The following is a 16408-nucleotide window of genomic DNA, read 5'->3' as shown; positions in this document are numbered from 1 at the left end:
CAAAAAAATGTTACGAAAGGTCGAAATGATGTTACGAAATGTACGACCATAAAAAAAGAGCCTCAAAATTGAGGCTCTTTTAGCGTACAAAAATATCTCAGTAATGAAACTACTGAACTACAAATCTCAATGCTTTTACCGAAAGGCTGTTTCCTATAAAGAACACCCCTTTTGGTAGTCCTTCGGTAGTGATTTCTATTTCGTTGATTCCTTTTTCGTGGGCAAAATCTAGGGTTTTGTATACACGACCTAAGGCATCGGTGATTTGGAATGTTGTCGTTCCTGATTCCATCGTTCTTAAGAATACTTCAAATGATTCACCTACTTTCAAAAGAGTGCTTCCTCTGGCTACTATTTCATTATCGTAATTTGTGTACTGGATTGTAAGTGGTTCTTGTGGCTTCATTTTAGGGAGAACGCCATTGCTACTTCTTACATTCAATTTATAATCTTCTACTTCTCCAAAATAGAAAATACTACAAGGCGAAACATAGTTTGCCCACGAGTCTATTACTCTAACCGCATAGCATCCTGGCTGAGTCGTTGTTGGTATTTGAAAACTTCCGCTTACTGCCGTATTATTCTTGGCTTGAAACATAAGTTCTCCAGAGTCTCCAAAAGTTCCATCTTGGTTCCAATCAACATAAATTTGATAAGCAGTAAGGAAATTATTTGCAAATACACCTGATTCGTCTATAGACAAATTAAGGACTGCTCCAGGAGTACTTTCTATTTGTTTTTGCTCATCTTCTTTATAATCATGATAACCTTGCATATCTTGAGTGGTAACATTTGTCATAGTACCTAATTTGAATTCTGATAAATACTCGTAATAAGTGGACATACTGGTTCCATTACAATAACTCACATTTTCTGGACAAACGAAAGGAGGTGTTAATGTCAAATTAAGAGTTACGATACTGTCACAACCATTTGAAGAAGTAAGCGTGTCTTTAAACCCTGTAACAGATTCTGTAAAAAGCGTTCCATTCCATAAGAAATCATCCGCAACTTTATTCAAGGTTTCGGTATCGTATTTAATAGGTAAAATGGTAACTACGGTACTATCTGTATTTGGACAACTCCCTCCTGAGGTATAATACACTTTATGTGTTCCTGGACTTTGATTATTACCTAAATATCCTGAAGTCCCATTAATACCTGAAAGCGTAGGCGATGAAAAACTTCCTCCAGCAACACCCGAAACTACTGGTGTTCCTATCTCCTCACCTTGACAATATTCAGCATTAGTATAAGAAAAAGAAGCATTCTCTTTTGCTGGCTGATTCAGTATAATTGTATCTCTATAAGTCTTGCTTCCTTCATCAGAGGCCAAAACAGTATATTGTCCTGCTTTTAAATTCTCTCCACTTAGCAATGTGTCTATTCCTGAGATATATTTTAGGGTAACCGCACCTACTTGCCCACTCACATTGAGTGTATCTATAGATCCGTTAGAAGCCCCAAAACATGTAGGATTGTTATCCACCAATGTCATTTCAAGACATTTTTGCCCTCCATCTGCAATTTGCCAACCTCTTGCAATTAAAGAATCTCTTTCTTCGCTGGCATGACAAAAAGTTCCTTGAATATTATAAGGCACAGCACTAGGAAGAGAATCCCTTTGAGAATAAAGGTTTTTTAATAATTTATCATAATTATCTCCTGTAATGGCAGTATTGTTTATAAACCCATCTAAATTTATTATCTGGTTAGATGAATTGAAGTTCCAATTCTCCAAGCTCTGATTAAAAGATGTGGCATTATTTAGCAAATTTGCAACCGCAATAACTCCTGCTAAATCCCAATCATTAATATTCCCATTAAAAGAACTTGCCCCCCAAAACATTCCATCCATGTATTTAGCATTTGAAAGATCCCAACTGTTCAGTGATTGATTAAAATCTGTACAGTTTTCGAACATATAGATGAAAAACTGAGCATTCCTTACATCCCAAGAATCAAGTGGCTGATTAAAAGAGCTCGCTCCAGAAAACATAAAACCTAAACCATTAGCATTACTTACATCCCAGTTATTGAGTGGTTTATTAAAAGAATTTGCACCAGCAAATGCTTCATAGAAGTCAGTTACATTACTCACATCCCAATCATTTAATGGTTGATTAAAAGATGTGGCATACCTAAAAATTCCACTCATTTTGGTCACATTAGATACGTTCCAGTTATTCAGATCTTTATTAAAATTAGTTGCTCCTCCAAAAGTACCGTACATACTTGTAACACTATCTACTTTCCAATTGCCAATATCTTGATTAAATTTTGTAGCTCCTTGAAACAAGAAATCCATATTTTTCACTCTCGATACATCCCAAGAATCTAAGGGCTGATTAAAATCTGAAGCACTTCTAAAAATACCTGTCATACTGGTTATCTTTGAAGTATTCCAAGAGTTTAAGGGTTTATTAAATTTCTTGGCTCCTTCAAACATTTTCTCCATATTGGTTACATTGGAGACATCCCAAGAATTTAAGTCCTGATTATAGGCTTCTGTATAGGCAAAGAGCTTAGACATATTCTCTACATTGGATACATCCCAAGAAGATATATCTGAATTCATTTTACGTGCACTTTCAAACATCCCAGATAAGTCCTTTACCTTAGAAAGATCTGGAGCATCTGTTGCAAGAACTTGAAGATTACTACATCCATTAAAAGCACTTTTCATTGTTTCCCATTGGTTGCTTCCCCATTGATCTACACTTACCAATGCTTCTTTATCCTGCCAGGGTAGTGAATCGTTGTCAAACAAACTGAAAGCCCCTCTTACCTTAATCGTATAAACCCCGTTTGTATTAGGATATGTGTGGGTAACTGGTGACTTTATTCCAAATTCATCAAAAAGACCATCTCCATCCCAGTCAATATCATAGCCACTGGAGTCTGTATGAGCAATAAGAGGAAGCTTAATGTCATTATTATCCATCTCTGACTTACTTAAATCCCAAGTGGTTACAAAATAAACAGTTGTATCAGGACACTCTTGTCCATAGTCATTAATATTCCAATTGAGCTGAGAAATCAAGCTATCTTTTTCACCTGCTCCGTAACAATATTTTCCATGTACATTGATCTTTACCCCAGTAGGCAGTGAAGCCCTTTGCTCAAAAAGACCCATTAATAATTTGTCATAATAATCCTTCGATATTGAAGTATAAGTAACAAAATGTTCTAAATCATGACTATCATTTATGGCATCAAAACGCCAGGTTCCAATGTTCTGGTTAAAAGCATTGGCTGACAGAAACATAAACCACATATTTTCGACCTTGGATACATTCCATTTGTCCAAAGGCTGGTTAAAGGATGTGGCATCTCTAAACATTGTAGACATATTGGTAACGCTATCAACTCTCCAACTATTTAAAGGTTGATTAAAAACTGTGGCATTATAGAACATTCCATTCATGTTCTTTACTCTTGAGACATCCCAACCACCAATAGGTTGATTAAACCTTTTGGCATGTCCAAACATACTTTGAGTATTTTCAACTTTGGATAAATTCCAACTACTGATATCTTGATTAAAAGAATCTGTTTGATAAAAAACCCCTGTCATATCCGTTACATTTCCAACATTCCAATTATTCAAATCTTGATTGAATTTTTTGGCACTAGAAAACATATACTCTAAACTTGTTACGTTCTTTACATCAAAATGACTGATTGGTTGATTGAAATCTAATGCTCCCTGAAACATTCTTTTCATACTAGTAGCACTTTGCGTATTCCAACCCAATAGCGATTGGTTAAATTTACTAGCACTTCTAAACATCTCTCTAAAATCAGTTACCTCTGAAACATTCCAACTATTTATTGGCTGATTAAATTTTTTCGCATCACTAAACATAAATGCCATATTCTCCACTTTTGAAGTTTTAAAGTGGTTTATTGGTTTATTAAACGGGGTATTACAAAACATTAATGACATATTCTTAGCAGAGGCGGTGTTCCAATTTGATAAAGATTGATCAAACTTAGTACGGTAAAAGCATCCATCAAACCGCTCAACCTTAGAAACATCCCAATTGTTTACTGGTGAATTAAATCCCGAAGCTTCATAAAAAGCACTTTCTAAACTGGTCAATTCAGAAAAATCTGGTGTATCGGTAGCGGTAATTTTCAAATTATGACACTTAGCAAAAGAAAATCTGAAACTTTTCCACTTATTATTTCCCCATTGAGCAATCTCCACTAATTCATTACGATCAACCAGATTCCCAGAAAAGAGATATCCAAAATAACGGATTTTTCCTTTTACTGCAACAGTTATGGTATCCATTGAAATAAAACTATGATTTACACCACTATGAGTACTTACTGTTTGATCAAATACCCCATCGTTATCCCAATCTATCTCAATGGATTTGTTAGTTTCTGGGTAAAAAGGAAAATTTATCGTTTGGTTTTGGCTTGTAGGCACCCACTTGGTGATAAAATAATCTGACACATTTGAAACAGGTTGCTGAGCCCTTGTTGTTTGACTTGCAAGTAAGAGCAAACCAAGAAAAACAAATAGTTTTTTCATTTTATTTTTTTTTGCAATGAGTTTTTATCATGCAAAAAGAAAGAAAAAATATAGATAAAACGGTATTTTGGGTGAAAAATAGGGAATTTTCCCTATATCAAAAGTTTATTTCAAAACACCCCATTTATAAGCTTTAGAGATTAAATCTCCTATATTAGAAACTTGCATTTTTTTAAAGATATTTTGCTTGTGATTATCTATTGTTTTGTAGCTCCGCATCATTTTTATCGCCATCATTTTAGAGGATTTCCCGTCTGCTAGATATTCAATAATTTTAATTTCTGTTTTGGTAAGTTTTAACAGCTCTGGAATGACCTCCTGCTCTTCCTTAGCTTCTGCTAAATCTTTTTTCAGTATTGCCGAATACAACGTTTCTATAGGAGCATTTTTAGAAATCATGGCTTCTACTCCTATTTTTTTGAGTGTTTGTTCAACAATAGTATCCGTTAGACTAGAATAGGCAATGATTCTCAACTTTGGATACTTTTCAAGGGTATCTTTATAAAGGTCCAAAAAATTGACCTCTGGCAGCACTATATCCATCACTAAGACCTCTGGTTTGTATTTTTGGATATATGCATCTAACTTTTGTGGATTTGATAAAGTAAATACAATCTCAAAACGAGATTCAAAATAATGATTCAACCCATTTAACACTACCTGGTGATCATCCAAAAAACCAACTTTTAACATACTTCAAATTTTACTAAAACACCTTTACTAAATGAATCATCAATCCATATTTTGGCACCATGTTTATCCAGCAACCTCGATAAAATATTTAGACCAATTCCATATCCTCCATTGCTAGTAACTTTATCCAAATCAATGGCACGGCTTAAATCAAAAATTTTCTTTGAAATTTCTGGTGAAATACTCTCTCCTGTACTCTTTACCGAAATAATTGATCTCCCCTCTTTTGATTCTTCTGTTAGAACGTTAATAGTGGAATTTTTCTCCGCATAATTTATAGCGTTTAGAATCAAATTCTTAAGTACTAAAAAAATCAACATTCTATGTCCTACTGGAATTTCTGTTGTTTTCTGTGTATAGAGAATTTTTTGTCTATTCTCAACTAATGATTCTTTATAAAGCTGCTCGATTTGTTCGATTATTTTAGAAATTTCCAACTGTTCTAAAATAACTTCTTGGTTGATTTCGCTATAAGACCAAAGCAATAAATCGTCAATAAAACTCTTAGCTTGAGAGATTTTTATTGATAATTCCTTTTTATACTGTGCAATTTCCTGCTTACCTATCCAGTTTTCATCTAGTAGAAAAATCATTGATTCTAAAGACATCATTGGACTTTTGAGGTCATGAGAAATAATGGTGAATATTTTTTTGTTGAGTGTATCAGATTCCTCTAATGCTTTGTTTTTTATGGATAATTTATTTTTCAATTTTATCACTCTAGCTATCAGTATCATAAAAACAAATAATACCAAAACAGAAACGGCTATGATCCAAGATTTAAACTTATTTTCAACCAATAATTTGGCATTTTCCTTTTCCTTTTTATGAACTTGAAAAACTTTTTCTAGTTTTTTCTCTAAAGCAATCTTTTTAGTATCAAATATTTGATAGGTATAGTCTATTTCTCTCCGCAAGGATTGCACTTGCAAAATATCATTGCCAATAGCTTGATAAATATTGGATAATTTTTGATAGATAGTGAGTTGATAAATAGGAATTTTTAAAGTATTGGATATAGAAAGTGCTTTACAAAGATTATGCTCCGCCTTTTGCCACTTTTCCATAGCCGTTAATGGTGTTGTACTGTTGATGAGCAATTGGGTCTCGATATCAATAAAATTATTTAAAAGAGCCTGTTCAATAGCTTTTGCAAAAATGTTAATAGATTTTGAGTGATTATTATTCACCTGCGACTCTAAAGTAGCGATCAGATTCCAAGAATTTAGTTCCATTTCCAAAAAGGCTCCATCAGATTCCTCAATTGATTTATACAAATATTGAAATGCTTTTTCTGTTTTTTCTACATCACAAAATGCCCATTGGTAATAAACAGCTCCTATTCTATTGTGAAAATGAACTTGATTTCTACGATTATCAATAAATTTTTGCGACTGTTTAAGATATTTTAAAGCCTTAGGAAAGTCTTCTTTTGTACGATGGATTTCACCCAAAACATTTAAAAAAAAATATGCATCAGATGGCTCTATATCTGTTCTTTCCAATTCTTTAAAAACCACCTCCATGGCTTTATCAAATTTTCCTGCTTGATAAAAAACGTTTACTTTATCTTTTTCATTCGCCCAGAGAATATTCGATGCTAAAAAAAAGAGTACTATATAGACATTATGTAACAATACTACATATTATTGAATAGGAAACAAGAAATGTAAGATCTTAAAATGTGCGATTTTCATTCTCGAAACTTAAAGATTACTCTTACAAATGTAACAATAAACATTATTAAATAGAACATCTACTGTAATTGTTAATGTACATCCTGTTTTATTGCTATAAAAAAGTGAAAATTGCATAAAAAAAGCCCATCCTTAAAAAGAATGGGCTTCAATATTTCGGTTTACGAAATCTTAAATGTTATTTAAGCTTTTGCTTTACTTCTACTTGCTCATACACTTCAATTTCATCTCCAACGATGATATCGTTATAGTTTTCGATATTCAATCCACATTCGAATCCTTTAGTTACTTCTTTTACATCGTCTTTAAAACGCTTTAGAGAACCAAGTTTTCCATCGTATTTCACGATTCCATCACGGATGAGTCTTACGCTACTATTACGTGTGATTTTACCTGTCATTACATAACAACCTGCGATCGTTCCAACTTTAGAAATCTTGAACGTTTCACGGATAACTATTTGACCAATAATTTCCTCTTTAAATTTCGGTGCAAGCATTCCTTCCATCGCTTCCTTAATCTCATTGATTGCATCATAGATGATTGAGTAAGTACGGATTTCTACATCCTCGTTTTCAGCGATCTTACGTGCCGATCCAGAAGGTCTTACTTGGAATCCTACGATAATTGCATTAGATGCTGATGCTAACAATACGTCAGAGTCTGAGATTTGTCCTACTGCTTTATGAATAATATTCACTTGGATAGATTCTGTTGAAAGTTTTTGTAAAGAGTCTGCCAATGCTTCGATAGAACCATCCACGTCTCCTTTTACAATTAAGTTCAACTCTTGGAAATCTCCAATTGCCATACGCTGAGCAAGAACTTCTAGTGTTACGTGCTTCTGTGTTCTGATGGCTTGTTCACGTTGTAATTGTGTACGTTTTGTAGCAATAGATTTTGCTTCTTTTTCGTCTGACATTACATGGAAATCATCACCTGCTTGTGGTGCTCCGTTTAATCCTAAGATACTCACAGGTACAGATGGTCCAGCGGTTTTCACAAGCTGACCTCTTTCGTCTTGCATTGCTTTTACTTTTCCATAATACTGTCCTGAAAGGATAAAGTCTCCTATTGAAAGTGTTCCGTTTTGTACTAATATATTCGTAATATAACCTTTTCCTTTATCAAGAGAAGCTTCTATAATAGCTCCTTTGGCTTTACGCTTAGGATTTGCTTTTAGTTCTAAGAGTTCTGATTCTAGAAGTACTTTTTCTAATAAATCTGATACACCAAGACCTGTTTTAGCTGATACCTCTTGAGACTGGAATTTTCCTCCCCAATCTTCAACTAAGAGATTCATTCCTGCTAATTCTTCTTTAATTTTATCAGGATTAGCGTCTGGAAGATCCACTTTGTTGATTGCAAAAATCATTGGTACTTCGGCAGCCTGTGCGTGAGCAATGGCTTCCTTAGTTTGAGGCATGATTCTGTCTGTAGCAGAGATTACAATTATTACTACATCGGTTACTTTGGCTCCACGTGCTCTCATGGCAGTAAAGGCTTCGTGACCTGGTGTATCAATAAAGGTAATCATTTTACCAGACTCTAGCTCTACGTGATAAGAACCAATATGTTGTGTTATTCCTCCTGCTTCACCCGCAATTACATTTGCCTCACGGATATGATCCAGAAGTGATGTTTTACCGTGATCTACGTGCCCCATTACGGTTACTATTGGTGCTCTTTCTAGTAAATCATCTTCGTTATCTACTTCTTCTTCGATGGCTTCTTGCACATCTGCAGATACAAATTCTACGGTAAATCCAAATTCTTCAGCAACTATTTGGAGTGTTTCTCCATCAAGTCTTTGGTTCATAGTTACCATAAGACCCAGCATCATACAAGAAGAAATTACTTCGGTAATGCTTACATCCATCATGGTTGCTAATTCGTTTACTGTAACGAATTCTGTAACCTTGATAACTTTACTTTGTGCAGCAAGTTCTTGTTGTGCTATTTCTTCTTTCTCACGTCTTTCATCACGCTTAGAACGACGATATTTAGCTCCTTTATTCTTGCTCTTATTGGTCAATCGGCTTAACGTATCCGAAATTCTCTTTTGGATTTCTGCATCTGTAGGCTCTTCAGCTTTTGCTGCAGGCTTTTTTCCTTTTCGATTGTTATTGTTTCGGTTTTGGTTATTATTACGACCTCCACCTTGGGTATTTCTGTTGTTTCTCTGGTTACGATTGTTCGGGTTCGCATTATTCTTCTGGTTGTTTTCTCCAGGTTTACTAATACGTTTACGCTTTTTCTTCTTGTTTTTATCGTCTGTTTTACCAGCTGATGAAGCAACTTTTTTCTTGGGTTTATTAAATTGACTTAGGTCAATTTTTTGTCCCGTCATCTTAGGACCAGAAAGTGTTGCCGCCTTGGCTTTGATTAATTCTGGCTCAGGGGCTTTTTCTGGGGTTTTAGCTTCTGGCTTTTCCTCAGTCTTAGGGGCTTCTTTTTTGGCAGTTTTTAGCTTAGATTGGAGCTGTTTTTTAATCAACTCTTCATCCTTTGAGCTTACTCCATTCTTTTTGTTGCTTGCATTGATTTCATCAATTGTTCCAACAGTTTTGAGACCCTGAAGTTTATTTCCTCTTGCTTTAATAAGCTCCACATCCTTTTTCACCTTAGCTGGCTTAGTGGTTTTCTTAGGAGCTTCTTTTTGCTCAGGTTTTACCTCTTCCTTTTTAGGGGCTTCTTTTTTAGCCACAGGCTCCTCCTTTTTAGGGGCAGTTTTCTTAGGCTTTTTAGGCTCAAGATCTACTTTTCCTACTTGCTTAGGCCCTTGAAGTTTTTTAGAATTACTCACCATTTCTTGCTCCTTTGGAGTTTCCTTGGTTGGCTCTTCTTTCTTTTCTTCCACTTTTGGCTCTTCCTTCTTCTCTACTACTGGTGCAGGTTTTTCTTCTACTTTAGGAGCAGGAGTTTCGGGAGTTTTTTCCTCCTTTTTTGGAGTTTCTTCAGCTGCTGGAGTTTCTGTTTTAGGAGCGGGTTCTTTCGCAACGGGTTCTTCCTTTGCTTTTTCCGATGCTTTTCTAGCATTCTTCAGAACTTCTTTCTCTTCCTTTATTTTATTAGAAACTGCCACAGATTTCTTTTTCTGGGCGAGGTCAGACTGGAATTTTTCCACGAGGATATTGTATTGCTCATCCGATATTTTTGTAGTCGGACGTGCAACAATCTCATGACCGTTTGAAGCCAGTGTTTCCGCAAGTCTGTCGATACTTACGTTAAATTCTCTTGCAGCTTTACTTAATCTGGTACTCATTAACCTTTTTTTCTTTTTCCTTTAAATTTAGAGGTATTCGCTCTGAAAATGCTTTGTGATCGGGTTTGTCAAATATACTTATTCAAATTCAGAACGTAGTATATTTTGCACCTCTATGATGGTTTCTTCCTCAAGATCTGTTCGATTTACCAAGAATTCTACTGATAATTCCAGTACACTCTTGGCAGTATCGCACCCGATTTCTTTGAATTGGTCGATAATCCATCCGTCAATCTCATCGCTAAATTCAGATAGTAATACATCTTCATCCTCGATATCTCTATAAACATCTATCTCAAAACCTGTAATGGCTGCGGCAAGTTTGATATTGCTACCACTTTTACCGATTGCCAATGATACTTGGTCTGGTTTAAGATAAATATCTACCTTTTGGTCTTCCATATTGATATTCATGGAAGTTATTTTTGCTGGGCTCAAAGCTCGTTTGATGAACAACTCTTTGTTAATAGAGTAGTTAATTACATCAATATTCTCGTTCCCAAGTTCTCTTACTATTCCGTGGATTCTAGATCCTTTCATTCCTACACAAGCTCCTACTGGGTCGATTCTTTCGTCATAAGATTCTACGGCAATTTTTGCTTTTTCTCCAGGAATTCTTTGTACTGCTTTTATGGTAATCAGTCCATCTAAGATTTCTGGAATTTCTAGTTCGAATAATTTTTCTAAGAATACACTTGATGTTCTCGAAAGAATAATTCTCGGTTTTGTTCCTGCAATCTTTACTTCTTTTACAATCGCTCGTACGGTTTCTCCTTTTCGGAAATAATCTGAACGAATTTGCTCTTCTTTTGGAAGGATTAATTCGTTGTGATCATCATCATAAATAATGATTTCTCTTCTACGGATATGGTGAACCTCTCCTGTAATGATTTCTCCTACCATATCTTTATATTGCTTAAAGAGGTTTGAGTTATCATGTTCTTGGATACGAGAAATTAGGTTTTGACGCATTGCCATAATTCCTCTTCTTCCAAAAGATTCAATTTTTACTTCTTCTGATACTTCTTCATCAATCTCAAAATCAGGCTCTATCCTAATCGCTTCGCTATAAGGAATTTCTGTATTTGGATCTTCCACCGCTCCGTCTTCTACTACTATACGGTTTCTCCATATCTCAAGGTCTCCTTTCTGAGGATTTACAATAATATCAAAGTTATCACTAGATCCATACTTTTTGATCAGCATAGAACGAAACACCTCTTCGAGGATACTCATGAGTGTTACTCGGTCAATATTTTTGTCATCTTTAAACTCTGAAAAAGAATCTATTAAAGAAGTTTTATCCATAATTTAGATTATTTGAAAGATAATACTACGTTTGCTTTATCTATATCTTCTAGAGAGATTTCTTTGGTCATCTCTACGGTTTGTTTTCCTTTTCCTATTTCTTTAGGAATTCTCGCTTTCCATTTAAGAACTATTTGATGTTCCTCCACGGCTACTAAATTCCCTTCCACAGGTTTGTTCTCGGTTTTGAGTTGTACTTTCAGTTTTCGGTTTAGGTTTTTTCTAAATTGTCTTTCTGATCGCAATGGGTAATCAATTCCTGGTGAAGAAACTAAAATAGAAATATCCCATTCGTTTTCCTCTGCATGGTTTTCTATCTTACGACTGAGTTGTTTACACTCTCCTATGGTGATTCCTTTATCAGAATCCATAAGGACTTCTATGGCATTGCTCGGACTCATTCTGAGCTCTACCAAAAACAGGTGTGGGAATAATTCCACATAGGCTTCTATAAGATTTTCTATCTGCTCTTTCTTCACGTTTGATTGCCTTATAAAAAGAGGGGACTTGCCTGTCCCCTCTTCTTGCTCATTACCAATTTTCGCTACAAAATTAGTGATTTTTATTTGGTTTCGATGATTTTCCTTAAAAAAACATTGAAAATTATACGCTTATATTTTTTCTATCTGGATTACTTCATTGGGAAATTTATCCAGTTTAAGAAAATAGGTTCCAGATGTCAAGTTCCCTAATTCGATCTGCGTTTCCATTTCATTGACTCTTCCATTTAGTCTTTGATTTCCAAAAATATCTATCAAAGTGTAATTTGTTTTTGTGAGTGCTTCAATGAATTTGAGATGAACAACACTACTTGTCACTTTAGGAAAGACTTCAAATTCTTTGATTTTATCCCCTCCATAAAGTTTTCGTTGATAACGGAGTTTTCCTTGACTATAAATTTCAAAAGTATAAGTAGTTTCTTTCTTTAAATCAATTTCAAAATCTACCGCATCCCAATCTTCATTTTCATTTGGTGTAAACGCTTCCATCAGTTGTTCTCCATCATCTGGAGAATGACTAATTAATCGGTAAATCACAGTGTGGTCGTTATTAGTTAAGGACTGAAAACTCAAATGTAGCTTTTCGCCCTCTTTTAGTAAGAGTACATCCTGTATGATAAAATCCATACGATCTAAGTATTGTACAAAACCTGAACCTTCGGAAGCTCCCAAAACTGGATTCTTTTCATTGAGTACAAAAGAAGGCGCTTCACCTGCTTCGAACTCTAAAAGTAGATGTCCTTTCTTATCAAGCTTTCCCGCTTGAAGCATTTTTCCTCCACTAGGTTTACTATAGCATCTTACGGTGGAATTAGGATGCGTACCATATACTTCTAAAAATGCTCGATCTTCTACTTGAAAACTTGCTGTCTGAAAATAATTGGTCTGAGGAATATACGCTTTTTCCTTGGCGAAATCTAATTCACTCTGAGCCAACATTGGCGTTCCAGTTAAAATAAATAGTGTGACTAATATTTTTTTCATAGTTATTTCTTTTTTGATGTGATTATAACTTGCTGACTTGCCTGAATATTTTGAGAGTTTTTTACTACTACAAAATAGGATCCAGCATTTAAAGTAGATAAGTCCAGCTGTAAGTCGTTACCTTGAAACCGCTTTCTTATCAACTCCTCCCCTAAACTATTAAACACCGATACATCATAGCTATCTTCTTCCATAAATGACAGATATAGCAATCCCTCCGTAGGATTGGGATAGATACTCAAGTTGATGTTATTTTCTAAAATTGGTACACTTAAAGGGATTTTTTTGAGTTTGGCGAAAAACATTTTAGCACCTAAAGAAAAACTGGTCTCAATATCTCCAAAAACACAAGGATTGGAGCCCACAGAACCAAAAACAATAATATTCCCCATACTATCTAAATGTATATTACCTCCAGCGTCTTTTCCGGATCCTCCCTCAGATTTACTCCAGCGGTAGTTACCCAAGGAATCGTAAGATATAACTAAAATCTCTGAGCCGTTGTTATAATCAATATGCACAATTGTATCTTTTCCGTCCAGTATTTGGTGATAATGATATCCTGTAAAATATACATTAGCATCTTCATCACTCTCTATTCCACTTAGACCTTCATAACCACTACTCTTTGACATCCTAGCCCACCTTTTATCTCCATTTGGCTTATATACAACTATAACAAAATTCTCTTTACCTAAACCTGATAAGTAACTATAATTGTTCCCATCATAGAGTGTTACACTTCTATCATTTCCATTATAGAATGTCTTATATAATGTAATGATATCTCCATTCTTCGCTATTTTCGCATTAGTTAAAGATAATAAATCTAATGAAGGTGAAATAGTTGCCATAATTTTTCGTTCCCAGATAAGAGAGCCATCTGCACCAATTTTTTTTATGGTTCTCCAACCCCACCTCGAAACTGTTTCAAAGACATAAACATTCCCTAAACCATCTGTTAACAATCTTTCAATAGAAATTGCAGGAATTCGCCATAACAGACTATCATTTCCTTTAGAATATTTTTGAAGAAAAGAATTATAATGATAAGTTGTTAGTGAATCGTCTTTAAATTTCAAATAACATGTATCTGGAATATTAAAGCCAGCATAAGGCGTAGAGATATTTAATCCATACCAATCGAAATGATCATCTCCAACTGTTTCAAAGCTAAAATTAGCTGATCCTTCTGCCCAGATTGTATTCAACAAATTTCCACTTTTATCATATTGCAACTCCACTTTCTTCCAACAATACGCATCATCAAAACAATTTGTTTTATAAAGTTGATTATTTACATACATTGAATCACGAATGGTAATGAATACTTTTAGAAGACCTTGATCATACCAAATACTTGCTGTAGGTCTAGAAGTATTTGTTTTGTAAGGAATAGAATTGGCAATTTTTTTTGTCCAAATCAAATTAAATTCTGAATCATATTTCCGAATAAAAATATTATTCTTTTGATAATCGCCATCAGTCCAGGAATTTAAATCTCCAGCATAACTCGCATTATCACTCGTATAGAAATTACCATCTTCATCCATTGCAGAATAGGATTGAGAAAATGTTTTTTGAGCAATTTCAATAATTTCCACTTTTTCCCAATCATAAGATTGAGAAAAAGCGAAAAATGGAAGCGTGAGTAAAAGAGCAAAACAAAATATTTTTTTTTGTACTTTCATAGCTTGTTCCCTAATTATATGTTATTATAACTTGCTGACTTGCCCGAATATTTTGAGTATTTTTTACTACTACAAAATAGGATCCAGTACTTAAAGTAGATAAATCCAGCTGTGAGTCATTACCTTGAACCCTCTTTTGTATCAACTCCTCCCCTAAACTATTAAATACCGATACATCATAGCTATCTTCTTCCATAAATGACAGATATAGCAATCCCTCCGTAGGATTGGGATAGATACTCAAGTTGATGTTATTCTCTAAAATTGGTACACTTAAAGGGATTTTTTTGAGTTTGGCAAACACTGTCTTTGTTCCTCCCGAATGTTCTGTTTCAATATTCCCGAAAATACAAGGATTTGACCGAACTCCTCCAACTAAAATCATTGCCCCATCTGAATGACGGAATAAATTACTTGCTTTATCAAAACCCGTTCCGCCTTCAGACTTATGCCATAGATAATTACCTAAGGAATCGTAAGAAATCAATAATATTTCACTGCCGTTCTCATAATCAATATTTACAATAGTGTCTTCATCCTCTAAAATCTCATGATAATGGTAGCCTGCAAAAAACGTATTTCCATTTTCATCACTTTCTATAGCTGATAACCCTTCATAGCCTTCACTTTGCGACATTTTAGCCCATTTGAAAGAACCATCAGACTTATAAACAACGATTATATAATTCTCATCACCTATCCCTGTTAAAGTCCTGTAATTAAATCCATCAAAGAGTATTACGCGATAACCATTACCTCCGGGAATACCTGAGCCATTTGGATTACGAAATCTATACGTACTTACAATATCTCCACTTTTGGAGATATGAGATGCTGTGTAATTCACAAGGTTTTGTAATTGAACAGGATGATCTTCTGCTCTAATTTTCTGTATCCAAAGTGTATTACCATTTTTATCTACTTTCCGTAAATTTTGCCAACCCCAAGCAGATTCAACTTCATAAAGATAACTATTTCCATCTTTATCCATCACTATTTCATTTATCCAAGAAGTGGAATACCTCCATAATAAACTGTCATTTAAACTGTTATATTTCATGAGGTAATTTATTGCTTTCGGAGTCCATAAAGTATCTCCCTTAAAAACAACAAAACTAGAATCTTCGGGTTGGTTAAAGCTAGACAGTGGTGTTTTTACTCTCACGGAAAGTAAGGATGTTGAGTCTGAATGATTAGAAACAACATCATAGTTCGCAGGTCCTTTTGCTCTTAAAATTTCATTAGAAAATCCCTCTAAATCGAATTCAATTTCAAAACTTTTATTGCAATATTCATCATAATCACAAATCACACTATGCAATACACCTTGAATGACAATTGAGTCTTTGGATTGTATTTTCAAATAAACTCGACCATTTTGAACCTTCAATGTTGTGAGAAAAACTTCTGTATCTTTATATTCTAAAGAATGAGCAATTTCTTTCTCCCAAATGAGGTTAAACTCGGCATCATACTTTTTTAGATAAATATTGTTTCTAAAGTAACCTCCATACTTTTGAGTTAAAAGATTTCCTTGACGAAAAAAATTGTTTACCACATAAATATTTCCGTCATCATCTGAATCTGAATCCCAATAATTCGCTTCAGTTTGCGGTGAAGCTAACAAGCTTACTTTTTCCCAATCATAAGATTGAGAAAAAGCGAAAAATGGAAATAACAGTATATAAATAAAATAATACTTGTATTTTATATTCCTCATAATA

General features: G+C 34.5%; 9 protein-coding genes. All 9 read right to left on the bottom strand.

Features of this window, described 5'->3' with window-relative positions; translation table 11 throughout:
* Window positions 1–109: 109 nt before the first annotated feature.
* Entirely contained in the window at window positions 110–4546 is a 4437-nt protein-coding gene (locus N4A45_06260; protein ID MCT4664820.1) for a BspA family leucine-rich repeat surface protein, read from the bottom strand.
* Window positions 4547–4651: 105 nt separating this feature from the next.
* Window positions 4652–5221 (bottom strand): response regulator transcription factor, encoded by a 570-nt coding sequence (locus tag N4A45_06255; protein ID MCT4664819.1) that lies wholly within the window; start codon window positions 5219–5221, stop codon window positions 4652–4654.
* A gap of 11 nt (window positions 5222–5232) precedes the next feature.
* Window positions 5233–6876: a HAMP domain-containing histidine kinase gene (locus N4A45_06250; protein ID MCT4664818.1), complete on the bottom strand. Its 1644-nt coding sequence runs from the start codon at window positions 6874–6876 to the stop codon at window positions 5233–5235.
* A gap of 238 nt (window positions 6877–7114) precedes the next feature.
* Window positions 7115–10201 (bottom strand): translation initiation factor IF-2, encoded by a 3087-nt coding sequence (gene infB / locus N4A45_06245; protein MCT4664817.1) that lies wholly within the window; start codon window positions 10199–10201, stop codon window positions 7115–7117.
* A 78-nt stretch (window positions 10202–10279) separates the two neighbouring features.
* A complete protein-coding gene (gene nusA, locus N4A45_06240; protein ID MCT4664816.1) occupies window positions 10280–11509 on the bottom strand; it encodes a transcription termination factor NusA in 1230 nt (409 codons plus the stop codon).
* An 8-nt stretch (window positions 11510–11517) separates the two neighbouring features.
* Entirely contained in the window at window positions 11518–11988 is a 471-nt protein-coding gene (gene rimP, locus N4A45_06235) for a ribosome assembly cofactor RimP (protein MCT4664815.1), read from the bottom strand.
* A 132-nt stretch (window positions 11989–12120) separates the two neighbouring features.
* On the bottom strand, window positions 12121–12993 hold the full coding sequence (locus N4A45_06230) for a T9SS type A sorting domain-containing protein (GenBank protein MCT4664814.1): 873 nt from the start codon (window positions 12991–12993) through the stop codon (window positions 12121–12123).
* 2 nt (window positions 12994–12995) lie between these two features.
* Window positions 12996–14684: a T9SS type A sorting domain-containing protein gene (locus tag N4A45_06225; GenBank protein ID MCT4664813.1), complete on the bottom strand. Its 1689-nt coding sequence runs from the start codon at window positions 14682–14684 to the stop codon at window positions 12996–12998.
* A 10-nt stretch (window positions 14685–14694) separates the two neighbouring features.
* A complete protein-coding gene (locus tag N4A45_06220) occupies window positions 14695–16404 on the bottom strand; it encodes a T9SS type A sorting domain-containing protein (protein ID MCT4664812.1) in 1710 nt (569 codons plus the stop codon).
* Window positions 16405–16408: the final 4 nt, after the last annotated feature.

The sequence above is a fragment of the Flavobacteriales bacterium genome, assembly GCA_025210805.1.
GTDB lineage: Bacteria > Bacteroidota > Bacteroidia > Flavobacteriales > CAJXXR01 > JAOAQX01.
Note: the sequence above shows the minus strand (reverse complement) of the source record. Positions and strands in the feature narration are given on the sequence as shown.

Bases quoted from the DNA above. Each gene is read 5' to 3' on its own strand.
- infB (MCT4664817.1), bottom strand. From the start codon at position 10,201: ATGAGTACCAGATTAAGTAAAGCTGCAAGAGAATTTAACGTAAGTATC.
- nusA (MCT4664816.1), bottom strand. From the start codon at position 11,509: ATGGATAAAACTTCTTTAATAGATTCTTTTTCAGAGTTTAAAGATGAC.
- N4A45_06230 (MCT4664814.1), bottom strand. From the start codon at position 12,993: ATGAAAAAAATATTAGTCACACTATTTATTTTAACTGGAACGCCAATG.
- N4A45_06260 (MCT4664820.1), bottom strand. From the start codon at position 4,546: ATGAAAAAACTATTTGTTTTTCTTGGTTTGCTCTTACTTGCAAGTCAA.
- N4A45_06220 (MCT4664812.1), bottom strand. From the start codon at position 16,404: ATGAGGAATATAAAATACAAGTATTATTTTATTTATATACTGTTATTT.
- N4A45_06225 (MCT4664813.1), bottom strand. From the start codon at position 14,684: ATGAAAGTACAAAAAAAAATATTTTGTTTTGCTCTTTTACTCACGCTT.